The sequence below is a fragment of the Alistipes sp. AF48-12 genome (genome assembly GCF_003477565.1).
GTDB classification, from domain to species: domain Bacteria; phylum Bacteroidota; class Bacteroidia; order Bacteroidales; family Rikenellaceae; genus Alistipes_A; species Alistipes_A hominis.
The window spans coordinates 70113-93071 of the sequence record NZ_QUDJ01000001.1 but is presented as its reverse complement, the minus strand read 5'-3'; the positions used below and the strand labels follow the sequence as shown (position 1 = coordinate 93071).

Below are 22959 nucleotides of genomic sequence, written 5' to 3'. Positions count from 1 at the left end.
CTTTAACAACAGAGACAGATTTTTATATCTGTCTCTGTTGTTTATATTCGATTAACCGTGTAAATTGCATGGACGGCGTTCGCAATGTGTACCCGTTCCTTGACAGGTTACAACCGTTGTCTGGCAATAGATTGGTTTCCCTTTTTTGTCATAGCCGATAAGAGCGCCGCAAGTAAAACTCATAGGAGCTCCTTTGTCTGAAGATGATTCATCTTGACTTAGAGCCTCTATATCTCCCACCAGTAGATCATATTTAGTATTTGCCGGTGTGGAAACGTTGTAAAAAGTTACTGCCGCAACACTAAATGCGACTGCTAAAAATAAATTTCGTTTCATTTAATAGTTTTTTTAATTAATATGAATTAAATTTTGTTTGAAATAAAATCGAGAAATACGTAATTTCTCCGTCTGACTGTTTGTTTTGCTATACACATCCTTTTTGTTAATTTATAGAATGTGATTTTGATTTGCTAAATTATAATTTTTTTTGTAATTATTATTGTTTGAATTGTTTTGTGCTGTAAATTAGACTAAAATTAGCATAATGGCTGAATGTAGTAAGTAGTAACCAACAAAAAAGTGCCGAAATTGTTTCCGACACTTTTTCTTTAGCTGGTTTGTCCGGGAGGCCCGGAGAAAGCGCTATTTCACTGTTTTAACGATTTTTTCGAATGCTGCGGCGTTGTTCATAGCCAGATCGGCCAGGACTTTCCGGTTGAGCCGGATTCCTTTGGCGTTCATCTTACCCATGAATTCCGAGTAGGTCATTCCCTGACCGCGGACAGCGGCGTTGATACGCTGAATCCACAGGCTGCGGAACTGACGTTTTTTGTTCTTGCGGTCTCTGTACGCATAGGTGAGACCTTTTTCTACGGTGTTTTTGGCGACCGTCCATACATTTCCCCTTGAACCAAAGTTACCTTTGGCAAGTTTCAAAACTTTTTTTCTTCGGGCTCTGGATGCAACTGCATTTACTGACCTTGGCATAATTGTAAAGTTTTACGAGCGGTTAGCGGCATGGTTCTCCCACACTCTTCGGGGCTAAGTCACTCTTTGTTTGACATTGATGTAAAACGCGCGGCGGTTTATTTAACCAGCAGCAGTTTTACGTTGGCTTCATCGACCTTCGAGATCAGTCCCGAGTAGGTGAGATTCCGTTTTTGTTTTTTCGTTTTCTTCGTCAGGATGTGACTTTTGAAAGCATGCTTTCTTTTGATCTTTCCTGATCCGGTGAAGTCGAAACGCTTCTTGGCACCGGAATTGGTTTTCATTTTCGGCATTCTACTAAAAATTTTAATGTTAAACAGCCTTCAAAGGTAGGAATTAATCCCGGAATAAAAAAATCCCGTTTTTACGAAATATTTTTCGACTTGAGTGATTTTTAATTAAAGTTATTTTAATCAGATGTTTATGAGGGATGGCTCCGTCGTTGTTCCGGTATCGTATTTTCCGATCGCCCGATAAAAATTTCCGATTTGCAAGAACCGGGCGAAATGCTTATTTTTACGTCACCAACCAAATCGGAATCGAGTCATGGAAGAAAAAATTCTCAAAGCCCTTCAGGAAAAGGGTGCGATGCGTCCCGGCGACATCGCGGCTGCTGCCGGCGTCGAAAAAGCCGAAGCCGACAAAGCGATCAAAAAACTGGTCAAAGAGGGCAAGGTCTACTCTCCGAAACGCTGCTTTTACGACATTCAGAAGTAGCGGCATGAACAGATTGATCTTGTATCTGTCGGCGCTGATCCTGTTGTTCGGCGCCGATAGTCTCGTTGCCCGCAACCGTCCGCTGAACATAGGTTCCTACAACATCCGTTGCAACAACCCCGGCGACGGCGAAAATGCGTGGCCGAACCGTAAGGAACGGGTTAAAGCGCTGATTTTATTTCATGAGTACGATGTCGTCGGCGTGCAGGAGGCCCGTCCCGAGCAGATGGAAGACCTGCAACAAATGCCCGGTTTCGCGTCGGTCGGCGTCGGCCGCGACGGGGAGGCGGGAGGCGAGTTCTCAGCGATTTTCTACCGCGTCGACCGGATTCAGGTACTCGACAGCGGAACATTCTGGCTCTCCGAAACGCCCGAAAAGGTGTCGAAAGGCTGGGACGCCGCTTTGAACCGGATCTGTACGTGGGCCAAGATGAAGGACCGCGCCACGCGTCGGGTGTTTTACTTTTTCAATACGCATTTCGACCATATCGGTCCCGTGGCGCGGCATAAGTCGGCCGAACTGCTGGTCGCCCGGATCCGCGAGACGGTCGGGGAGAAGTATCCGGTCTTTTGTTCCGGCGATTTCAACTCGGGGGCCGGGAGCGATCCGGTCGAGGTGATGCTGAGCGCTTTTTCCGATGCGGAAGCCGTGTCGCAGACGCCGCCCTATACGCCGGGTTGGAGTTACACCGATTTCGGGGTGAAGGTTCCGGAGCGGTTGATGAAAAAAGGCAAGATCGACTTCCTGTTCGTCAACGACCGCGTGACGGTGCTGAAATTCGGCATCCTGACCGATTCGGACGGGCGCAATCATCCGTCCGACCACTTTCCCGTCTTTGTCGAAGCGTTGTTGAAATAATCACGGCGGCGAACGGGGAACTGTAAAAATGGGAAAACTGCTGGTTTGGATTATGATTCTGGGAAGCGTCGCCTCCTCCGTCGCCGCGCAAAAGCGCAGCGATCCGTTCTTTTTTATCCAACTGAGCGATCCGCAGTTGGGATTTATCGACGACAACCGTTCCTACGCCCGCGAGACGGAGTTGATGGAGCTTTTTACCGATGCGATCAACCGGCTGCGGCCCGCGTTCGTGGTCGTGACGGGCGATATGGTGCACGACCTGAACGACGCCGGACAAGTGGCCGAATTCGACCGGTTGATCGCCCGGATCGATCCGGCGATCCCGGTCTATTTTACGCCGGGCAACCACGACGTGGGCAACGAGGCAAGAGACCGGCTGGTCGAGGCTTATATTAAAAAGTACGGTTACGACCGTTTCGCATTCGCACACCGCGGCGCTTACCTGATCGGGTTGAATACGCCGGTCGTCTGGGCCGATTGTCCCGACCGCGAGCGGAAGCAGTGGAGATGGCTCGCGGCGAAACTGAAACGCTCCCGGAGGTATGGCCGTACGATCGTGCTGGGACATCATCCGTTTTTTCTCGAATCGGCCGATGAAAAGGACCGTTACGAAAATATCCCGTCCGTTCGCCGCGGAAAGTACCTCGACCTGTTCGCGCGGTACGGCGTGGACTGTTACCTGTCCGGGCACCTGCATTTCTGCGCTTCGGGTTCGTTTGGGGGCGTGCGATTCCATACCGCCGGGGCCGCCGGTCGGCCGCTGGGCAACGACCGTTCCGGATTCCGGGTCGTAAAAGTTTTCCCGGAGAAGATCGAAACCGTCTATTACGGTTTCGACCGGCTGCCGGAGCGGATCGACGGATTCCCGGCCGGGAATTAGAGCGCGGGTGGGGAATTCTCAACATTTTTTCGTTACTTTGCAGACTGACATTTATTAGCTTATCCGCATGGAGTCTAAACAAGCCCTCAAACGATGGATGCCGATATTGGTGGCGCTGGTCGTTTTCGTCGTGATCAACCTGTTCTATTTCGCCCCGCAGTTCGACGGGAAAGTGCTGGCTCAGCACGATATTCTGCAATATAAGGGCAGTGTCGAAGACATTATGCAGCACCGTGCGAAGTATGGCGAAGATCCGCAATGGGAAGGCAATATGTTCAGCGGGATGCCGGCCTACCTGATCAACGTACAGTACGAAGGCACGATCATCAAGACGCTGGCCCGCGTATTTTATTTCCTCGGACAGCCCGCTTCGCTGATTTTCATTGCGATGGCGATGTTTTTCTTCATGCTGTTGTGTATGCGGTTCAATCCGTGGATCGGAATCGTTCCGGCTCTCGCTTACGGTTTTTCGACCTATTTCTTCATCATTATAGGGGCCGGACACATTACAAAGATGCTCGCGCTGGCCTTCGCTCCGATGCTGTTCGGCGGCGTGTATTACGCGTTCCGGCGGAATATGTGGATTGGCGCCGCGCTGACCGGTGTTTTCGCCACGATCGAAATCGGGGTCAATCACCCGCAGATTACCTATTATTTCTTATTTATTTTGATTGCTTTCTGGGTCAACGAGTTGGTGCTTTCGATCCGGGAAAGGATATTGCCGCATTTTGCCAAAGCGACCGGACTGCTGGCGCTGGCGGCCGTGCTGGCCGTAGGGAGTAATGCGGGAATGCTTTATTATATCGACAGCCATTCGTCCGAGACGATGCGCGGCGGTAGCGAACTGACTTCCGCTGACGGGAAGAAGCAGGACGGACTCGGCCTGCAGTACGCTACGGCGTGGAGTTACGGTAAGGCGGAGACTTTCAACATGCTGATTCCGAACCTGTACGGGGGAACTTCGCAAGGCGGGTTTTCGCAGGACGGGGAGGTCGCCGGGGTGCTGAGGAATTACCGCGCCGACGTTTCGCAGGTTCCCGCGTACTGGGGGCCCCAGCCGATGACCAGCGGCCCCGTTTACCTGGGGGCCGTGGCGTTGTTGCTGGCCGTGCTCGGCATGTTCGTGCTGCGCGGGCGTTCGAAATGGTGGGTGTTCGTCGTGACTCTGCTCGCGGTGCTGTTGTCCTGGGGAAGTAATTTTATGGGATTCACCGAGTTGTTTTTCAACTATTTCCCGATGTACAATAAGTTCCGCACCGTGTCGATGATCTTGGTGATCGCCGAATGGAGCGTGCCGTTTCTGATGGCCGTCGTGTTGCAGCGGCTCTGGTGCGGCGAACTCGACCGGCAGCGGTTGATGAAAGGACTTCGATCGGCGGTGCTGACGGTCGGAGGAATCGCGTTGCTGTTCCTCGTGTTCGGCGGCGCGCTGATGTCGTTTTCCGGTCAGGGCGAAGATCAGCTTCCGCAGGAGGTGGCTTCGGCGATGCGTTCCGAGCGCGCCTCGATGATGCGGGCCGATGCGTTCCGTTCGTTGCTGTTCGTGCTGTTGGCGGCCGGCGTAGTCTGGGCGTTCGCGGCGGAAAAGATCAAGAAGACGGCTTTCGTGCTGCTGCTCGGCGTGTTGGTGACGGCCGATATGGTGCCCGTCAACCTGCGCTATCTGAACGGCGACACATTCGTTTTGCCGAACCGGGCCGAAATCCGTCCGACGGAGGCCGACCGGCAGATCCTGGCCGACTCGACCGGCGAGCCCGGATACCGGGTGCTGAATCTTTCGGTCAGCACGTTCAACGACGCTTCGACTTCCTATTTCCACCGTTCGGTCGGCGGCTACCACGGAGCCAAGCTGCACCGCTACCAGGATCTGATCGACCGCCATCTGTCGAAGATGAATATGAACGTGTACAATATGCTCAATACGCGCTACGTCATCGTGCCGGATCAACAGACGGGCCGGTTATCCGTGCAGCATAATCCGGAAGCCAACGGCGCCGCCTGGTTCGTCGATTCGGTAGCTTTCGTCGAAACCCCCGATCTGGAGATCGATGCGCTGACGACGACCGATACCAAACGGGTGGCCGTAGTCGACGAGCGCTTCGCCGATGCGTTGCAGGGAGTCGTGCCGGCGGCCGACTCGACTGCGTCGATCCGGATGACCGAATACAGGGTCAATCTGCAACGTTACGAATATACGGCCCCGGCGGAAGGGGTCGCCGTATTCTCCGAAATTTATTATCCGCACGGATGGACGGCCTATGTCGACGGCGAAGAGGCGCCCTATTTTCGTGCCGATTACGTGCTGCGGGCGATGGCGTTGCCGGCGGGAAACCATACGGTCGAGTTCCGTTTCCGCGCTCCGCACTATGCGGCGCTGACGGCCGTTACGCGCGCCTGTTCGCTGTTGCTTTTGGCCGGGCTGGTCGCAGCCGTCTCCGTCGCGGCGGTACGCAAACGCAAACAAACGGAAAATAGCTGATTAGGTTATGGCTGTAAACAATAACAGGAAAATCAAACGCAAGGTTCGGAATGCCTACATTATTTCGACGGTCAGCATCGCGCTGGTGCTCTTTCTGCTCGGCGCGGTGGGATACCTGATCCTCGGCGCGCTGAACGCTTCGAACCGGCTGAAAGAGAACGTGTCGGTGTTCGTGATGCTGAAAGACGGCATTCCGGAGGAGACTTCCGCTGCGGTAAAGCGGCAGTTGGAGACGAACCCCGCGATCCGGGAAGTGAAATTCATTCCGAAAGACCAGGCGGCGGCCGATTTCCAGGCCTATCTGGGAAGCGATTTCGTCGAATTTCTGCAGACGAATCCGCTGCCGGATTCCTACGAGGTGAAACTGGACGGACGTTCGGCCGAAACAGGGGCGCTGTCGGCCCTCGAGAAGCAGGTCATGTCGTGGGACGGGGTCGACGAGGTGGTCTACCAGCGGAACGTGATCGAGCAGGTTACGTCCAACATCAATAAATTCAACCTGGTGCTGTTGCTGTTCGGCGGCGCGCTGCTGATTATTTCGCTGATCCTGCTGAACAATACGATCCGCGTTACGATTTTCTCGAAACGTTACCTGATCCATACGATGAAGCTGGTCGGGGCCACGCGCTGGTTTATTACGAAGCCGTTCCTGGGCGGCAGTATCTTGCAGGGAATCTATGCCGGGCTGATCTCGTGGGCGATGCTGGCCGTGATGATCGCCGGGCTGCACGAAGGGCTGCCGGAGGTGAAGTTCGTTTCGGATCAGTTGCAACTGCTGTTCATTTTCGGGGCGATGATGGTGGGGGGTATCCTCATTTCGCTGGTGTTCACCGCTTTCGCCGTTCGTAAATTCCTGCGGATGCGGACCGATAAGTTGTATTTGTATTGATTTTTTCGGAATCCGGCCCGGTTTTACAATGATTGCCGGCCGGTTGCGTTATATTTTAGAGCATAACAGGCGGCGGGCCTGCCGTCATAAACACGGAGAACGGATGAAAAAAAATGAGAAAAACACGACGGACGCCGGAAAATCGAACCGGATGCCGTTGACTTTTACCAATTATAAGTTGATGCTGATCGGCTTTGCCGTGATCGTCCTCGGATTTATCCTGATGAGCGGCGGCGGCAGCGACGATCCGAACGTGTTCAACGAGGATATGTTCAGTTTCCGGCGCATTACGCTCGCTCCGCTGTTGGTGCTGGGCGGTTTCGCCTTCGAGATTTACGCTATTATGAAGAAACCGAAAAAGGAGGAGTAACCGATGGAGGTGTGGGAAGCGGTCGTCTTGGGGCTGGTACAGGGACTTACGGAGTTTTTGCCGGTGAGCAGTTCCGGCCATTTACAGATTTTCAATACGTTGTTCGGTCTTCAGGGCGAAGAGAACCTGACTTTCGCCGTCGCGGTGCACGCCGCTACGGTATGCAGCACGATTGTGGTTTTCCGCAACGAACTGGCCCGGTTGATCGCCGGATTTTTTCGTTTCCAGTGGAACGACGAAACGATCTATATTTGCAAAATAATGCTTTCGATGGTACCGGTGGCGATCGTCGGATTTTTCTTTAAGGATTATGTGGAGGAACTTTTCGCATCCGGATTGTTGGTCGTGGGGATTTCGTTGCTGATTACGGCTGCGCTGTTGTCTTTCGCCTATTACGCCCGTCCCCGGCAGAAAGCGGAAATTTCGTTCAAGGATGCTTTCGTAATCGGGCTCGCGCAGGCTTTCGCGGCGATCCTGCCCGGTCTTTCGCGTTCCGGATCGACTATTTCGACCGGACTGATGCTCGGCGACCGCAAGGAAGAAGTAGCCCGGTTTTCGTTCCTGATGGTGCTGATCCCGATTCTCGGCGAGGCATTCCTCGATGCGATGAAGGGCGGGTTCCACCCTTCCGAGAGCGGAATTTCGGCCGTTGCGCTGCTGGCCGGTTTCGTTACGGCCTCGTGTCGGGATTCATTGCCTGCCGCTGGATGATCGGGATCGTGAAGCGGGGCAAGCTGATCTATTTTGCCGTGTACTGCCTGTTGGTCGGCGCGGCGTCCATCGTCTATTCGCTGGTCTGAATCCGAATTGAACAGTCTTAAAAAAATTTCGTTTTGAAACAACCGCTTTCTGCCGATCTGCCCTTTGCCGAAGGGTATGTGCTTCCTATCGACAAACCCCTTGGGTGGACCTCTTCGGACGTCGTCCGAAAAATCAAGGTAATGATGCGCCGGCTGGGACATCGCAAGATCAAGGTCGGACATGCCGGCACGCTCGATCCGCTGGCCACCGGCATCCTGATCGTGTGTCTGGGACGCGCGACCAAACAGGCCGAAGCGTTGCAGGCGCAGCCGAAAGAGTACCTGACGACGCTGGCGTTGGGGGCGACTACGCCCAGTTTCGATATGGAACACCCGGTCGACCGGACTTTCCCCTACGAACATATTACGCGGCAGATGCTCGAAGAAGCCCTGCGCACGATGGAGGGCGAACAGATGCAGTTGCCTCCGGTCTATTCGGCCAAGTCGATCGATGGCAAACGGGCCTACGAATACGCCCGGCAGGGGACGGAAGTGGAGATGCGCCGCGCGCCGGTTACCGTGTACGGGATGCGGCTCGAGTCTTTCGAACCGCCCCGGGCGACGCTCCGTATCCGGTGCAGCAAGGGAACTTATATTCGTTCGATCGCCCGCGATCTCGGTGAAAAGCTGGGCAGCGGGGCCTACTTGACGGCGCTTTGCCGTACCCGTAGCGGCGATTTCACGCTGGAAGACGCCTATACGCTTCCGCAGGTGCAGGGGCTGCTGTTTCCCGATCCGGATGGAACGGAGGACGTGCGCCGGTAGGCCGGAGGCTCCGTTCGTGCGAAAAAGATCGGCGCAGTGAAACAAAAGCCAAAATTTTGCGTATAAATAGTATTGTCCCGTTTGAATTTGCAGATTCCAAAGTTCATTTCAATAAATAATGAAATTATCTCAGTATAATTACAATTTCACGGCCGATATGTTGGCCAAATATCCGGCCGAGTGCCGGGACGAATCCCGGCTGATGGTGCTGAACCGCAAAACCGGAAAAATCGAGCATCGGGTTTTCAAAGACGTAGTCGATTATTTCAAGCCGGGGGATATTTTCACTTTCAACGATACCAAGGTGTTTCCGGCCCGCCTGTACGGCAACAAAGAGAAAACGGGCGCCGAGATCGAGATCTTCCTGTTGCGCGAGCTGAACCGGGAACTCCGGTTGTGGGATGTTCTGGTGGATCCGGCCCGCAAGATCAGGATCGGAAACAAACTCTATTTCGGCGACGACGACCTGCTGGTGGCCGAGGTGATCGACAATACGACTTCCCGTGGACGGACGTTGCGTTTCCTATTCGACGGCGATTACGACGAATTCAAGGCCGCCCTGTTCAAACTGGGCGAGACGCCGCTGCCCAAGTGGATCCGTACGAAGGTTGAGCCGATCGACGACGAGCGTTACCAGACCATATTCGCCAAAAACGAAGGAGCCGTAGCTGCGCCGACAGCCGGCTTGCACTTCAGTAAGCACCTGCTCAAGCGAATGGAAATCAAAGGAATCCATATGGCTTTCCTGACATTGCACGTCGGCCTCGGAAATTTCCGGACGGTGGACGTAGAGGATTTGACCAAGCACAAAATGGATTCGGAACAGGTGATTATTCCGCAGCAGACTGCCGAACGGGTGAACGAAGTCAAGGATGCGGGCGGCAAGGTTTGCGCGGTCGGTACGACGGTGATGCGTTCGATCGAGAGTTCCGTGTCTACCGACGGCCGGCTGAAGCCGTTCGAAGGCTGGACCAACAAGTTTATATTCGAACCGTACGAATTCAGCGTGGCCAACTGCATGATCACCAATTTCCACCTGCCCTATTCGACGCAGTTGATGATGGTGGCGGCTTTTGCCGGTTACGACCTGTTGATGGACGCTTACGAAGTGGCCCGTACGGAGGAATACCGTTTCGGGACCTACGGCGATGCCATGCTGATCCTGTAAACGGGCAAAAAAGCCGTTGCGCAGCACGGTAATCGTAAAAAAAATAGTATCTTTGTATCAGGTCTCAAATCCTATTGATGAAAAATTCGTACCAATGAGTAACTGCAAAATTCTTTATGTCTGTCAGGAAATAACTCCGTATCTCCCTGAAAGCGATATGTCCGTTTTATGCAGAACGCTCTCCCAAAATATGCAGGAACGAGGAAATGAGATTCGAACCTTCATGCCGCGTTACGGTTTGATCAACGAACGGCGCAACCAGTTGCACGAGGTGATCCGCCTGTCGGGAATGAACCTGATCATCGATAACAACGACCATCAGCTGATCATTAAGGTCGCTTCGATTCCTGCGGCGAGGGTGCAGATCTATTTTATCGACAACGAAGATTATTTTCACCGCAAGGCGATCGTCCGCGACGAGAACGGCGTTTTGTTCCCGGACAACGACGAGCGGGCCATCTTTTTTGCCAGGGGGGTGCTGGAGACGGTCAAAAAACTGCGCTGGACGCCGGACGTGGTGCACTGCCACGGATGGTTCTCTTCGATCGTGCCGGTTTACCTGCGCAATCTGTTCGCAGACGATCCGATATTCAAAAAAGTGAAGATCGTCGTTTCGCTTTACGACGATGCGTTCGAAGGAGAGCTGGACAAAAAGTTCAAAGCCAAGATACAGGGCGAGGGCGTGCCTAAAAAATATCTCGATTATCTGGACGATCCCACATACGAAAACCTGATGAAGTTCGTTATCAACTATGCGGACGGCGTAATTTTCGAGACGCCGGAGCCTGCTGCGCCGATCGTGGATTTCCTGCATGAAAAGAAAAAGCCTTTTCTGGAGTTCCAGGATAAAACGACGGCAGAATATCTGGATCATTATCAGGCGTTTTACAACAAAATACTCGCAAATGAATAGGCCGAATCGAAGAGGGATCGCAGCGACATTGTTGCTCACGGCAGCCATCTTGTTTTCTTGTACGAAAGTGGATAATCAGTTCGGGGACGATTTCATTCCCGACGACGAGCAGATGAAGGTCTGTCTGGACACTTTGCGCGGTATCGACACTTACCTGACCGAGTCGGATTCGTTCCCGACGAGCGGAATGGTCTACGGTTATATGGGATCGGGTTGGGATCCGGTTTTCGGCCGGACGAAAGCCTCTTTTTGCGCCCAGTACAACATGAATTATTTTACGACGGGCAGCGAAATGTTCGGTATCGCGCCGGTGTTCGACTCGTTGATGTTGTGGCTGACGTTCAACGGTTCGTTTTACGGCGACTCGAGCAAAACCCAGAAATTCAATATCTACGAACTGACCGGGTACTTGGACAGCGATACGACTTATTATGCCGATTTCGACCCGTCTTCCATCGTGAGCGACAAGGTGCTGTTCAGTTTCGAGATAACCGGCGTCCCGTCCGAAGAAGTGATGCTGAAGCTGGACAGCGAAGCCGCTATCGAGTTCGCCCACCGGCTGATGGATACCACGGGGGGGACTTATACCAGCGATTCCCTGTTCCACGATGCGTATAAGGGATTCTGTTTTGCTCCGGATCCTTCGTCCGACCCCGATGCGTGCGTTTACCGGCTCGCCCTGGCGTCGATGGAGATGGGGCTCTATACTCGCAACTTTACCGATGCGACGGCGACGACTCCCAAAGATACGGTCATTACTTATTATTCGTTCGACAATACGCTGTTCAATCAGGCCCATGTCAGTATGATCAGCCATGATTACACGGGAACTCCGATTCAGGGGATCAACGATACGCTGACGACTTCGACGCCGCTGCCGTACGGTTATGTGCAGACGCTGGGCGGGGTGGCTACGTTCGTGCGGTTTACCGACGATTTCGTCGATCAGTTGCTCGGGAAGGTCGTCGCTCCGTACAATTCGATGGTTATCAACAAAGCGTCGCTGGTCTGGTCGCTGGCCGATCCTACCGCAGAGAATTTCAATCAGGCGCCTTCGCGGATCGGTTCCTATTCGGATTATAGGAAGTTTACCGGGATTCCGGACTACGACTATTCTTACGAAACGAGTTCTGGCACGAGCCTGATATACGGAGGTTATCTGGATCGGACGAACGGCAATTACGCTACCGACATCACGATCTTTCTGCAAAAACTGATCGCCAAGCCCGACAGCGCTCCTCGGACGATGACGCTGGGCCCCGGCGGAGACCTACTCGCCGAATTCAAACAGGTGAAGCTGAAGACCGGGGCGAGCGATCCGCCGTTGCGGGTGATCGTCGCTTATACGTTGGTAAAATGATTCGGAAACAAATCAACGAAACCTAAAGGAGTAGAACTTTAGGTTTTCTCTTTATAATACAATAATGAAAGTCGCGGTATCGGGCAACCGGACCGCCGAAAAACGAAAATATTTATGCAGGAAAATCTGGTGATCGTGGAGTCTCCGGCCAAAGCAAAGACTATCGAAAAATTTTTGGGTAAGGGCTATGTGGTAAAATCCAGTTTCGGGCATATCCGGGACCTATCGAAGAAAGAGTTGGGAATCGACATCCAAAATGATTTTACACCGCATTACGAAATATCTCCCGATAAGAAGAAGACGGTAGCGGAGTTGGAAAAACTCGCCAAGGAGGCCGGCACGGTTTGGCTGGCGTCCGATGAAGACCGCGAGGGGGAGGCCATCGCGTGGCACCTGTCCCAGGTGCTCGGGCTGAAAGACGACAAGACCAAGAGGATCGTTTTCCATGAGATCACGAAAAATGCCATTTTACATGCCATCGAAAATCCGCGCACGATCGACCTGAATCTGGTCAATGCCCAGCAGGCGCGCCGGATTCTGGATCGTCTGGTGGGATTCGAACTGTCGCCGGTTCTGTGGAAAAAGATCAAGCCGTCGTTGTCGGCCGGACGCGTTCAGAGCGTGGCCGTACGGCTGATCGTCGAGCGCGAGCGCGAGATCATGGATTTCAAGGCCGCGGCCTATTACCGGGTGCTGGCCGATTTTACGGTTACCGATGCGGACGGGAAGAAATCCGCGTTCCGGGCCGAACTCAGTAAACGCTATGCGACCGAACAGGAGGCGCTCGCGCTGCTCGAAAAGTGCAAGACCGCCGTCTTTACCGTACGGAACGTCGAGCGCAAGCCGTCGAAAAAATCTCCGGCCGCGCCGTTCACCACGTCCACGTTGCAGCAGGAAGCCGGGCGCAAACTCGGTATGTCGGTGAGCCAGACGATGTCGGTAGCGCAGCGGTTGTACGAGGCGGGGTATATCACTTATATGCGTACCGATTCGGTGAACTTGTCCGGACAGGCGATCGCTGCGGCGAAAGCGGAGATCGTCAAGCTTTTCGGTGAAAAATATTCGGAAGTCCGCAACTATAAAACCAAAACGAAAGGAGCACAGGAAGCGCACGAAGCGATCCGCCCGTCTTACATGGATAAGACCGTGATCGACGCCGCTCCGGCCGAAAAAAGGCTGTACGATTTGATCTGGAAACGGACGATCGCCTCGCAGATGGCGGCGGCCCAGACCGAACGGACGGTGGTCGATATCGAGATCAGCAATGCGGAGGAGCGTTTCGTCGCTACGGGCGAGACCGTGCTGTTCGACGGTTTCCTGAAATTGTATTCCGAATCGACCGAAGACGAGGCGCAGGAGGGCGAAGAGGCGCTGCTGCCCCCGTTGAAACAGGGGGATCGGCCGGAGGCGAAAAGCGTTACGGCGTTGCAGCGTTTCACGCAGAGTCCGCCGCGTTACAGCGAGGCGTCGCTGGTCAAAAGGCTTGAAGAGCTGGGGATCGGTCGCCCGTCCACCTATGCGCCGACGATTTCGACGATCATCACGCGCGGCTATGTGGTTAAAGAGAACCGCGAGGGCGGCAAACGGGGGTATGTCCAGTTGAAACTCGAAAAAGGGGAGATTGTCCGCAAAGAGCTCAGCGAGCATGTAGGGAAAGAGAAAAACAAGCTTTCTCCGACCGATATCGGCATGTTGGTGACCGATTATCTCGACCAGCAGTTTACCGATGTGATGGACTATAATTTTACGGCGATGGTCGAAAAGGAGTTCGACGAAATTGCCGAAGGGGATAAAAGTTGGGTCGATATGATCCGTAAGTTCTACGAAAAGTTCCATTCGACGGTGGATCGGGCGCTCGAAAGCCAACCGGTCAGAAGCAGTCAGCCCCATCTGCTCGGAACCGATCCGAAGAGCGGCAAGCCGGTTTACGTCAAAATCGGACGTTTCGGCCCGGTCGCCCAGATCGGCGATGCCGACGATGCGGAGAAACCGCGTTTCGCGAGCCTGAGAAAAGGGCAGTTGATCGCTTCGATCACGCTCGAAGAGGCGCTCGACCTGTTTACGCTGCCGCGTACCGTCGGCGAGTTCGAGGAGAAAGAGGTGGTGATCGGCATCGGCCGGTTCGGGCCTTATGTGCGGCACGACGGCAAGTTCGTCTCGTTGGGCAAGACAGACGATCCTTATACGATCGAATTGGATCGTGCCGTATCGCTGATCCGGGACAAGCGCGAGAAGGACGCCAAGGCGAAGGAGCCGATCCGCACTTATCCCGAGGACGACGGATTGCAGGTACTGAACGGCCGTTATGGCCCTTATATCGCTTGGCAGGGGAAAAATTACCGCATCCCGAAAGGGTACGTGCCTGCCGACCTGACGCTCGAACAGTGCCGCGAGATCATCGCAAAATCAAAAAAATAACGGATTGCTTCCGACGAAAAGCCCCGCATCGAACCGATGCGGGGCTTTTCGTCTTTTCGGCGCGAGCGGAGGCTATGGTTTGAAGATCAGCGCTACCGCGTGAGCTCGATCCCCTCTTCGCGTCCGACGAAACCGAGGCGTTCGGTGGTGGTCGCCTTGACCGATACGGCTTCCGGAGCGATTCCCATCGCGGAGGCCAGCGTTTCGCGCATGGCTGGAATGTGCGGTTTGATTTTGGGACGTTGCAGACAGAGCGTGCAGTCGACATTCCCGATTGCGTAGCCCTGCCGTCCGATCAGTTCCACGGTACGGCGCAGCAGGATCTTGCTGTCGATGCCTTTGTACGCTTCGGAAGTATCCGGAAAATGCAATCCGATGTCGCCGATCGCGGCGGCTCCGAGCAACGCGTCGCACAGCGCATGGATCAGTACGTCTCCGTCCGAGTGGGCGACGCAGCCGAGGGCGTGTTCGATACGTATGCCTCCCAGCCACAACGGGAGCCCCTGCGCTAATGCGTGCACGTCGTATCCGTGCCCGATTCTGAAATTCATCATTGGCCGAAGTTTTGTACAAACTAACGAAATTATGATTACATTTACAAGGAAGATTAAATTTTTAAGGAAATGTCAGAAATTGCACAATTGACCCCTCGGATCGTGTGGGACTATTTCGACAGATAACCCGGATTCCCCGTCCGTCCAAGAAAGAGGAGAAGATCATGGCTTACCTGGTCGATTTCGCCAAAAGTCACGGGTTGGAGTACCGGCGCGACGGCGTGGGCAACCTCGTGATCCGCAAACCGGCGACCGAAGGGATGGAAGACCGTTCGACCGTCGTCTTGCAGAGCCACGTGGATATGGTGTGCGAGAAAAACAGTAGCGTGAATTTCGATTTCGAGAAAGATCCGATCCAGACGCGCATCGCGGACGGTTGGGTTACGGCGACCGGCACGACGCTCGGCGCCGACTGCGGCATCGGCATGGCGGCCGAGCTGGCGGTGCTGGCTTCGGCGGACGTTCCGCACGGACCGCTGGAATGCCTGTTCACGGTAGACGAGGAGACCGGACTGACCGGGGCCTTCGGGCTGGGCGAGGATATGCTTTCCGGCAAGTATCTGATCAACCTCGATTCGGAGGATGAAGGGCAGATTTTTATCGGCTGCGCCGGCGGGATCGATACGGTGGCTACGCTGAATTACCGGCAGGAAGAACCGGTCAAGAATTACGAATTTTTCCGGATCGACGTTTCCGGTCTGCTCGGCGGTCATTCCGGCGACGATATCGAAAAGGGCAGGGCCAATTCGAACAAAGTGTTGAACCGTTTTTTGTGGAGGATCGACGCGAGCGATATCGACCTGCGGCTCGCCTATTTCGACGGCGGGAACCTGCGTAATGCGATCCCGCGCGAGGCGTTTGCCGTTTTCGGCGTTCCGTCCCGCGAGGTGAAACGGGTCAGGCGTTTTTTTGAGGAGTTTCGGGACGACCTGAAACGCGAATACGGGACGATCGAAACCGGAATGGATCTGGCGCTGACCGATATGCCCGCGCCGGATACGGTAATGGATGTCGAAGCGCAGCGTAGTCTGCTGGACGCCGTGTGCGGCGTGCCGAACGGCGTGCTGGCGATGAGTCCGGTGATGCCGGGCATGGTCGAAACGTCGACGAACCTGGCTTCCGTTAAATTCGTCGGCGAACTGTTGGTCGAAATCACGACTTCGCAGCGTTCTGCGATACAGAGCGCGCGGGATGCCGCGTCGGCATCGGTCGAATCGGTGCTGCGGCTGGCCGGCGCCGACGTAAGTCGTTCGGACGGCTATCCGGGCTGGAATCCCGATCCGGATTCCAGGCTGCTGGAGGTGGCCCGCAGTGTTTACGACAAGCTGTTCGGCGCGCAACCGCAGGTGCGGTCGATCCATGCCGGACTGGAGTGCGGTCTGTTCTTGCAAAAATATCCCGATCTGGAGATGATATCCATCGGTCCGACCCTTCGCGGCGTACATTCGCCGGACGAGAAGCTGGAGATCGCTTCCGTCGGACGGTTCTGGCAGTTTCTGACCGGAATACTCGGCGCGTTGAAAAACGCCGGCGATCGGTGACCGCAGGCGTTTTCCGCAGATTTTCCGATAACCGGGTTAGCGGGTCGTTTTGCGGCCCGGATATACTTTTAGCGCTTCGCGCAAGCATTCGGCGGCGGCCAGCAGGTCTTCGCGTTTGATGACGTAGGCGATGCGCACCTCGTCGTGTCCGAGGTAACACGAGGCGTAGAATCCGGTCGCCGGGGCCAGCATGACGGTTTGTCCTTTGTATTCGAACTCTTCGAGTAGCCATTGGGCGAAACGCTCGCTGCTGTCGATCGGAAGCTTCACGATCGAGTAGAACGATCCTTTCGGCATCGGGCAGTAGACCCCTTCGATTTTGTTCAGTGCCTCGACGATGCAGTTGCGGCGCGCGGCGTATTCGTCGTGCACTTCCCGGAAATAACTCGCCGGAGTGTCCAGCGCCGCTTCGGCCGCCACCTGGGCCAGATAGGGCGGGCACAGCCGCGCTTGTCCCATCCGCAGCGCGGCGGCGATGATCGCCTTGTTGCGCGATACGAGCGTTCCGAGCCGTACGCCGCACATGCTGTAACGTTTCGACACCGAGTCGATCATTACCACGTTCTGTTCGATTCCCTTGAGGTTCATTACCGAGATGCATTGCGTCCCGTCGTAGCAGAATTCGCGGTATACTTCGTCCGCCATCAGGTACAGGTCGTGCCTCAGCACGATATCGCGCAGTTGCGCGTACTCCTCTTCGGAATAGACGTATCCGGTCGGGTTGTTCGGGTTGCAGATCAGAATCGCTTTGGTGCGCGGCGTAATCAGCCGTTCGAAATCTTCCATCGGAGGCAGTGCGAAGTCGTTGGCGATGGTCGACGAGATCGGCTTGATATTCACGCCCGCTTCCATCGCGAAGCCGTTGTAATTGGCGTAGAACGGTTCGGGTACCAGTACCTCGTCGCCCGGGTTCAGGCAGATGGTCATGGCCATGAAAATCGCTTCCGACCCCCCGACGGTGATCATCAGGTCGTCGGCCGTCACGTCGATGCCGACGCTTTCGTAGTATTTGACCAGTTTGCGGCGGTAACTTTCGTTACCCGCCGAATGGCCGTATTCGAAGACGTGATCGGAAATATTCTTGACGGCGTCCACGGCGACCTGCGGCGTGCAGATGTCGGGCTGCCCGATGTTCAGGTGGTAGACTTTGATTCCGCGGCTTTTTGCTTTTTCGGCATACGGTACCAATTTACGGATCGGCGAGGGGGGCAGGTATACCCCCTTATCGGATAAGTTAGGCATGAAAAAATATTTTAAAACACCGCAAAGCTATAAATATATTTTTATAGTACCTTTGCCGTTGATGAAAATAATGAAGATTTCTCCGAAAACAGCGATTCAGGCGGTCGTTTCTGGCGTCGTAATCGGGGCGTTGCTCAGCCGCGATTATCCGAAGGCGGGACTCGTCGTGTCGGCGTGTTTCATCGCATTTTACCTCGGGCTGACTTTCCGTCGCAGAATGTGCTATCTGCTGCATTTCGTGTCGGGCGGGATCGAGAAACGGTTTCTGGCCGTTTCGTGGCTCTGTACGCTCTATCTGCTGATCGCTGCGTTGGTCGCCGGCACGGTCTATAACTTTTTCCTGCTGCTGGCTCTGGGGCTCGATTATTTTTTGTACGACAAGCGCCAGCGGGCGTCGGCCGGAAAAGAGAAAGGGGCCGGGGAGTTGTAGCCTGCTCCGGCGGAGGTTCGGGGCCGGTTTTTCGGGCCGGCGGTTTCGCCGGAATCCAAAGAATCGGAAATAAAAGATGAAATTTTCGTCGAAAAATTTGCAAATATTCAGTTTTTGGCTACCTTTGCACCGCTGAATCAGTCAATCTGGTTGCGCGATGGCCCATTCGTCTATCGGTTAGGACGCAAGATTTTCATTCTTGAAAGAGGAGTTCGATTCTCCTATGGGCTACGAAATAAAGATGAAATAAATAAATTTACGAAAATGGCAAATCACAAGTCATCGAAGAAAAGAATACGCCAGACCGAGGTGAAAAACGCCCGGAATAAATATTATCACAAAACGGCCCGTAATGCCGTAAAGGCGTTGCGCAATACGACTGAGAAGGATGCCGCCGTAGCGTTGCTTCCGAAGGTGACCGCCATGCTGGACAAACTCGCCAAAACGAATGTGATCCACAAGAATAAAGCCGCCAACCTGAAAAGCAGCGTTCAGCTTCACGTCAACGCGTTGTAGTCTGCCGTTTTCGGCGTCGAATATAAAAGCCATCCTTTTCCGGGATGGCTTTTTTACGTGTCCGATGCGAGATACCAGAGGAAATAAAAAACGCCGGCTATTTTTAGCCGGCGTTTTTTGATTGCGGTAGATTGCGTCGAATTATCCGAGATAGGATTTCAGCAATTTGCTCCGGGTGCTGTGGCGCAGTCGGCGGATTGCTTTTTCTTTGATCTGACGGACGCGTTCGCGGGTCAGTCCGAATTTCTCGCCGATCTCTTCGAGCGTCATTTCCGAGCAGCCGATCCCGAAGAAATATTTGATGATGTCGCGTTCGCGGTCGGTCAGCGTCGACAGGGCGCGTTCGACTTCCGTGCCGAGCGATTCGTTGATCAGGCCGCGGTCGGCGATCGGCGAATCGTTGTTGACCAGCACGTCGAGCAGGCTGTTGTCCTCGCCGTCCGAGAACGGAGCGTCCACCGATACGTGGCGTCCCGAAACCCTGAGTGTGTCGGTCACCTTTTCTTTAGGCAAGTCCAGCTCGTTGGCCAGCTCTTCGGGCGACGGAGTCCGTTCGTGCTCTTGCTCGAACCGGGCGAACGCCTTGTTGATCTTATTGAGCGATCCCACCTGGTTCAGCGGCAGGCGGACGATGCGGCTCTGTTCGGCCAGCGCCTGCAGGATCGACTGGCGGATCCACCATACGGCATAAGAAATAAATTTGAAGCCGCGCGTTTCGTCGAACTTCTCGGCGGCCTTGATCAGTCCCAAATTCCCCTCGTTGATCAGGTCAGGCAGCGACAGGCCCTGGTTCTGGTACTGTTTCGCAACGGAAACCACGAACCGAAGGTTGGCGCGAGTCAGTTTTTCGAGGGCTTCCTTGTCGCCCTTTTTGATCCGCTGCGCCAGATCTACCTCTTCCTCTACGGTAATCAAATCCTCTTTGCCAATCTCCTGCAGGTATTTGTCCAGCGATGCGCTTTCGCGATTGGTAATGGATTTGGTAATTTTTAATTGTCTCATCGTATAGTTCTCTTGTTGATACCTAACTAAACTTTTATGAAACGTTGCAGCGCTCCGTGAAAGAGCCTGCAACGTTTCTCAAGTAACAACGGGGAAAGTTTCTCCGCCTATTTCGGCATGATCAGCAACCGGTCGCGCGTGCCGTCCGGGTTGATCCATTCGATCGATTCGATTGCCGACGTAATGCGGTTCAGGTCGTTTACCGAACTGATGGTCGAGTTGTTGATCCGCGTGATGACCGATCCTCTGCGGATGCCCGCCTTGTCGAGCAACCCTCCTTCGTGAACGCCTGTCACTACCGCACCTCCTTTGATCTTAAGCGATTTCAGCGCTTTTTCCGACACTTCGGCGAACTCGCCGTTCAGCGCATCGTAGGCCGAAACTTGGTCTTTGGTGATCACGTCGGTGTTACCAGTCTTATTACGCAAGACCACTTCGATTTGTTTCACGTCCGAGCCTCTTTTTACGCTTACCGTGATCTTATCGTTCGGTCGGTGCTTGGCGATCTCTTCAGAAACCTGGGCCGATCCTTCGATTTTCACCCCGTTTATTTCGGTGATGATGTCGCCCGTCTTGATTCCTGCGGCTTCGGCAGCGCTGCCGGGTATACTTCGCCGACGTAAATACCGCCTTGTTCCTTGATACCGGTCGATTTGCCTTTATCGCTTTCGAGGAACGCTTCGTCGATCGCGTTGTAGCCGATGCCCAGCATGGCCCGCTGTACGACGCCGTACTCTTTCAGGTCGACCACCACTTTTTTAACGATCGAGGTCGGCACGGCGAACGAATAGCCGATGTAACTTCCGGTCTGCGACTGGATCAGCGTGTTGATGCCGACCAACTCGCCTTTGGTATTCACCAGCGCGCCTCCGCTGTTGCCCGGATTGACGGCCGCGTCGGTCTGGATGAACGATTCGAGGCTGTACTGCGTCGGCAACGCCTGCAGCTACGCCCCTTGGCGCTGACGATCCCGGCCGTGATCGTATTCTGCAGTCCGTACGGGCTGCCGATGGCCAGCACCCACTCGCCGAGACGCAGAGCGTCCGAATTTCCGATCGGAATGGTCGGCAGGTCGGTCGCGTCGATTTTGATCAGCGCCACTTCGGTCGTCGGGTCGGTGCCGATGACTTTGGCGTCGAACGTCCGTTTATCGTTCAGCGTCACTTTCAGTTTCGACGCGTTGTCCACTACGTGGTGGTTCGTTACGATATAGCCGTCCGGACTGATGATGACGCCCGATCCGCCGCTTTTGCGCTCCTGCGGCCGCGGCTGTTGCTCCGGCTGTTGCCGGTACTGGCCTCTCGGAATGCCGAACAGGTCGAAGAACTGTTCGAAGCCGCCGTCGTCGCCGTATCCGCCGCGATAACCTGCGCGGGACGAGATTTCCTGCGTGTTGACAATGTTAACGACTCCCTTGACGGCGTTTTCGGCCGCATAGGTGAGGTCTGGATATCCGCCTTCCTCATAGGCGGTGAAGTGCGTGCCGACGTTCGATGCGAACGATTCGGCGGGCGTATAGCTGTCCTTGTCGGCTGCTTTCGTTACGGTGTAAGCAGTTACTCCGCTCGCAACCATCGAGACTGCCAGCACCCCTGCCCATACAAAACCCTTTTTCATAGAAACAATAAATTTTAGTGAATGAATTTGTCAGTTATAAAAAAGGTAGAATTGGTTCATTGTGTCTGTTTCCTGTTTTTTAGCGGTTCCTTTTCGCGCTCCGCGCACTCTTTTCGGCGGAGTCTGCGACGGGAACCCAGTTGCCGTTGGTTTTTATTTTATTTATATAACTGCGAAACTTCGCGGAATATTGTCCTGACGATGCGGTTTTGCGGTTCCGGCGTTTTACGGGCGGGCTGATCCGGCTTCCGGACACGGCCTTTCCTCGGAACCGGTAAAAATAACGATTCCTATTTTTTAAATATTGTATGGATACTGTCGAAAAAATCGTTCCTGCAGTCTTTTTCCCGATAGGTTTTTGCTGGGCGCGTGAACGACCCGGAGCGGAAAAGCCTGTCAGACGTCGTGCGAGAGCGGTTGCGGAACGATCTCCGACGTGTCGAAGTCGCCCCACCGTTCGGCGACGTAATCGAGCGTAGCGACGATTTCGGCCGGATCGTTCAGCGTTACCAGCTTCAGTCGCGTAGGCTTGAAATCGGGCAGTCCTTTGAAATAACAGGAGAAATGGCGCCGCATTTCCAGCACGCCGACTTTGTCGCCCTTGAATTCGAGCGATTTTGCGAAGTGGAGTTTCGCCAATTCCACTCGCTCGTGCACGGAGGGCTGCTTGAGTTGTTCGCCGGTCTTCAGAAAATGGCGGATTTCTTTAAAGATCCACGGCCGGCCGTAAGTGGCGCGGCCAATCATGATGCCGTCGATGCCGTAGCGTTCGAATGCCGCCGCAGCCTTTTCCGCCGAGTCGATGTCGCCGTTGCCGATGATCGGGATATGCATTCGCGGGTTGCGTTTTACCTCGCCGATCAGCGTCCAGTCGGCCTCGCCGCGGTAAAGCTGCGCCCGCGTCCGGCCGTGGATCGTCAGCGCGGCGATTCCCGCGTCTTGCAGCCGTTCGGCGATCTCGACGATGTTTTTCGAGTCTTCGTCCCAGCCGAGGCGGGTTTTGACGGTTACCGGCAGGCGTACCGCATCGACGATCCGCCGCGTCATTTCGACCATCTTCGGCACGTCGCGCATCATGCCGCTGCCGGCTCCGCGCGCGGCGATCTTGCGTACCGGGCAGCCGAAATTGATGTCGATCAGATCGGGCCGTGCCGCCTCGGCGACCCGCGCCGCCTCGACCATCGGTTCGATCTCGTTGCCGTAGAGCTGGATGCCCACCGGGCGTTCGTAGTCGTAAGTGCGGAGTTTGGCGACCGATTTGGCCGCGTCGCGGATCAGTCCGTCGCTCGATATGAATTCGGTGTAGACCATGTCCGCTCCGAACCGCTTGCACACGTATCGGAACGACGGATCGGTCACGTCTTCCATCGGGGCCAGGAACAGCGGCTTGTCCCCTAAATCTATGTCGGCTATCCGCATCGGTTGTATTTTGACGGCAAAAATAGCTATCTT

22 protein-coding genes, 1 tRNA gene and 3 pseudogenes are annotated in these 22959 nt (G+C 54.6%); 16 read left to right on the top strand and 10 right to left on the bottom strand.

What is annotated here, in order from left to right; translation table 11 throughout:
* Positions 1-51: 51 nt before the first annotated feature.
* The 3 genes from DW082_RS14210 to rpmI all read right to left on the bottom strand — a co-directional run bounded on the left by DW082_RS14210 (position 52) and on the right by rpmI (position 1280).
* Positions 52-336: a hypothetical protein gene (locus tag DW082_RS14210; protein WP_145996532.1), complete on the bottom strand. Its 285-nt coding sequence runs from the start codon at positions 334-336 to the stop codon at positions 52-54.
* Between the two features lie 306 nt (positions 337-642).
* A complete protein-coding gene (gene rplT, locus DW082_RS00445) occupies positions 643-987 on the bottom strand; it encodes a 50S ribosomal protein L20 (RefSeq protein ID WP_055205264.1) in 345 nt (114 codons plus the stop codon).
* A gap of 98 nt (positions 988-1085) precedes the next feature.
* The gene (gene rpmI / locus DW082_RS00440; protein WP_055205265.1) at positions 1086-1280 is read right to left on the bottom strand and encodes a 50S ribosomal protein L35; all 195 of its coding nucleotides are present in this window, start codon (positions 1278-1280) and stop codon (positions 1086-1088) included.
* Between the two features lie 253 nt (positions 1281-1533).
* Between rpmI and DW082_RS00435 the strand changes: the two genes are divergently transcribed.
* The 12 genes and pseudogenes from DW082_RS00435 to topA all read left to right on the top strand — a co-directional run bounded on the left by DW082_RS00435 (position 1534) and on the right by topA (position 14605).
* Entirely contained in the window at positions 1534-1704 is a 171-nt protein-coding gene (locus DW082_RS00435) for a MarR family transcriptional regulator (protein ID WP_055205266.1), read from the top strand.
* A 4-nt stretch (positions 1705-1708) separates the two neighbouring features.
* Complete coding sequence (locus DW082_RS00430; protein ID WP_055205267.1) at positions 1709-2563, top strand: endonuclease/exonuclease/phosphatase family protein; 855 nt, start codon at positions 1709-1711, stop codon at positions 2561-2563.
* A 28-nt stretch (positions 2564-2591) separates the two neighbouring features.
* Positions 2592-3443, top strand: a complete 852-nt coding sequence (locus DW082_RS00425) for a metallophosphoesterase (protein ID WP_055205268.1) — start codon at positions 2592-2594, stop codon at positions 3441-3443.
* A gap of 67 nt (positions 3444-3510) precedes the next feature.
* Entirely contained in the window at positions 3511-5922 is a 2412-nt protein-coding gene (locus DW082_RS00420) for a YfhO family protein (RefSeq protein WP_118456856.1), read from the top strand.
* Positions 5923-5929: 7 nt separating this feature from the next.
* Positions 5930-6811: an ABC transporter permease gene (locus tag DW082_RS00415; protein WP_055205270.1), complete on the top strand. Its 882-nt coding sequence runs from the start codon at positions 5930-5932 to the stop codon at positions 6809-6811.
* A 103-nt stretch (positions 6812-6914) separates the two neighbouring features.
* Positions 6915-7181 carry a DUF3098 domain-containing protein gene (locus tag DW082_RS00410; RefSeq protein WP_055205271.1) on the top strand — a complete coding sequence of 89 codons (267 nt, stop codon included), beginning with the start codon at positions 6915-6917 and terminating at the stop codon, positions 7179-7181.
* A gap of 3 nt (positions 7182-7184) precedes the next feature.
* Positions 7185-7981: pseudogene (locus tag DW082_RS00405) on the top strand (undecaprenyl-diphosphate phosphatase).
* Positions 7982-8014: 33 nt separating this feature from the next.
* Positions 8015-8746, top strand: coding sequence for a tRNA pseudouridine(55) synthase TruB (gene truB / locus DW082_RS00400; RefSeq protein ID WP_228385808.1), 732 nt, complete (start codon positions 8015-8017; stop codon positions 8744-8746).
* 118 nt (positions 8747-8864) lie between these two features.
* The gene (gene queA / locus DW082_RS00395) at positions 8865-9914 is read left to right on the top strand and encodes a tRNA preQ1(34) S-adenosylmethionine ribosyltransferase-isomerase QueA (RefSeq protein WP_101572303.1); all 1050 of its coding nucleotides are present in this window, start codon (positions 8865-8867) and stop codon (positions 9912-9914) included.
* 94 nt (positions 9915-10008) lie between these two features.
* Positions 10009-10827 carry a glycogen/starch synthase gene (locus DW082_RS00390; protein ID WP_101572305.1) on the top strand — a complete coding sequence of 273 codons (819 nt, stop codon included), beginning with the start codon at positions 10009-10011 and terminating at the stop codon, positions 10825-10827.
* Positions 10820-12187, top strand: coding sequence for a DUF4270 family protein (locus tag DW082_RS00385; protein WP_182424052.1), 1368 nt, complete (start codon positions 10820-10822; stop codon positions 12185-12187). Before DW082_RS00390 ends, DW082_RS00385 begins: the two co-directional genes overlap by 8 nt.
* A 114-nt stretch (positions 12188-12301) precedes the next feature.
* The gene (gene topA / locus DW082_RS00380) at positions 12302-14605 is read left to right on the top strand and encodes a type I DNA topoisomerase (protein WP_118456852.1); all 2304 of its coding nucleotides are present in this window, start codon (positions 12302-12304) and stop codon (positions 14603-14605) included.
* A gap of 72 nt (positions 14606-14677) precedes the next feature.
* Here the strand turns inward: topA and ispF are convergent.
* Positions 14678-15159: pseudogene (gene ispF, locus DW082_RS00375) on the bottom strand (2-C-methyl-D-erythritol 2,4-cyclodiphosphate synthase).
* 104 nt (positions 15160-15263) lie between these two features.
* Between ispF and DW082_RS00370 the strand changes: the two are divergent.
* Positions 15264-16700, top strand: coding sequence for an aminoacyl-histidine dipeptidase (locus tag DW082_RS00370; RefSeq protein WP_118456849.1), 1437 nt, complete (start codon positions 15264-15266; stop codon positions 16698-16700).
* A gap of 36 nt (positions 16701-16736) precedes the next feature.
* Here the strand turns inward: DW082_RS00370 and DW082_RS00365 are convergent, their stop codons facing one another.
* On the bottom strand, positions 16737-17942 hold the full coding sequence (locus DW082_RS00365) for a pyridoxal phosphate-dependent aminotransferase (RefSeq protein WP_055205280.1): 1206 nt from the start codon (positions 17940-17942) through the stop codon (positions 16737-16739).
* A gap of 61 nt (positions 17943-18003) precedes the next feature.
* Between DW082_RS00365 and DW082_RS00360 the strand changes: the two genes are divergently transcribed.
* The 3 genes from DW082_RS00360 to rpsT all read left to right on the top strand — a co-directional run bounded on the left by DW082_RS00360 (position 18004) and on the right by rpsT (position 18888).
* Positions 18004-18372: a hypothetical protein gene (locus DW082_RS00360; protein ID WP_147387404.1), complete on the top strand. Its 369-nt coding sequence runs from the start codon at positions 18004-18006 to the stop codon at positions 18370-18372.
* A gap of 159 nt (positions 18373-18531) precedes the next feature.
* Positions 18532-18603 (top strand) — tRNA-Glu (locus tag DW082_RS00355).
* Between the two features lie 33 nt (positions 18604-18636).
* Positions 18637-18888: a 30S ribosomal protein S20 gene (gene rpsT / locus DW082_RS00350; protein ID WP_055205282.1), complete on the top strand. Its 252-nt coding sequence runs from the start codon at positions 18637-18639 to the stop codon at positions 18886-18888.
* A 141-nt stretch (positions 18889-19029) separates the two neighbouring features.
* Here rpsT and DW082_RS00345 read toward each other — a convergent pair whose 3' ends face one another.
* From DW082_RS00345 to dusB, 5 genes and pseudogenes are all read right to left on the bottom strand, one after another.
* Positions 19030-19890, bottom strand: coding sequence for an RNA polymerase sigma factor RpoD/SigA (locus tag DW082_RS00345; RefSeq protein WP_055205283.1), 861 nt, complete (start codon positions 19888-19890; stop codon positions 19030-19032).
* Positions 19891-19997: 107 nt separating this feature from the next.
* Positions 19998-20441, bottom strand: coding sequence for a PDZ domain-containing protein (locus tag DW082_RS15270; RefSeq protein ID WP_310648286.1), 444 nt, complete (start codon positions 20439-20441; stop codon positions 19998-20000).
* On the bottom strand, positions 20438-20749 hold the full coding sequence (locus tag DW082_RS15265; protein ID WP_409049064.1) for a S1C family serine protease: 312 nt from the start codon (positions 20747-20749) through the stop codon (positions 20438-20440). The genes DW082_RS15270 and DW082_RS15265 overlap by 4 nt, the downstream gene beginning before the upstream one ends.
* A gap of 30 nt (positions 20750-20779) precedes the next feature.
* Positions 20780-21465 (bottom strand): annotated as a pseudogene (locus DW082_RS15260) (trypsin-like peptidase domain-containing protein); the annotation flags it as partial.
* A 438-nt stretch (positions 21466-21903) separates the two neighbouring features.
* A complete protein-coding gene (gene dusB / locus DW082_RS00335; protein WP_101572318.1) occupies positions 21904-22926 on the bottom strand; it encodes a tRNA dihydrouridine synthase DusB in 1023 nt (340 codons plus the stop codon).
* Positions 22927-22959: the final 33 nt, after the last annotated feature.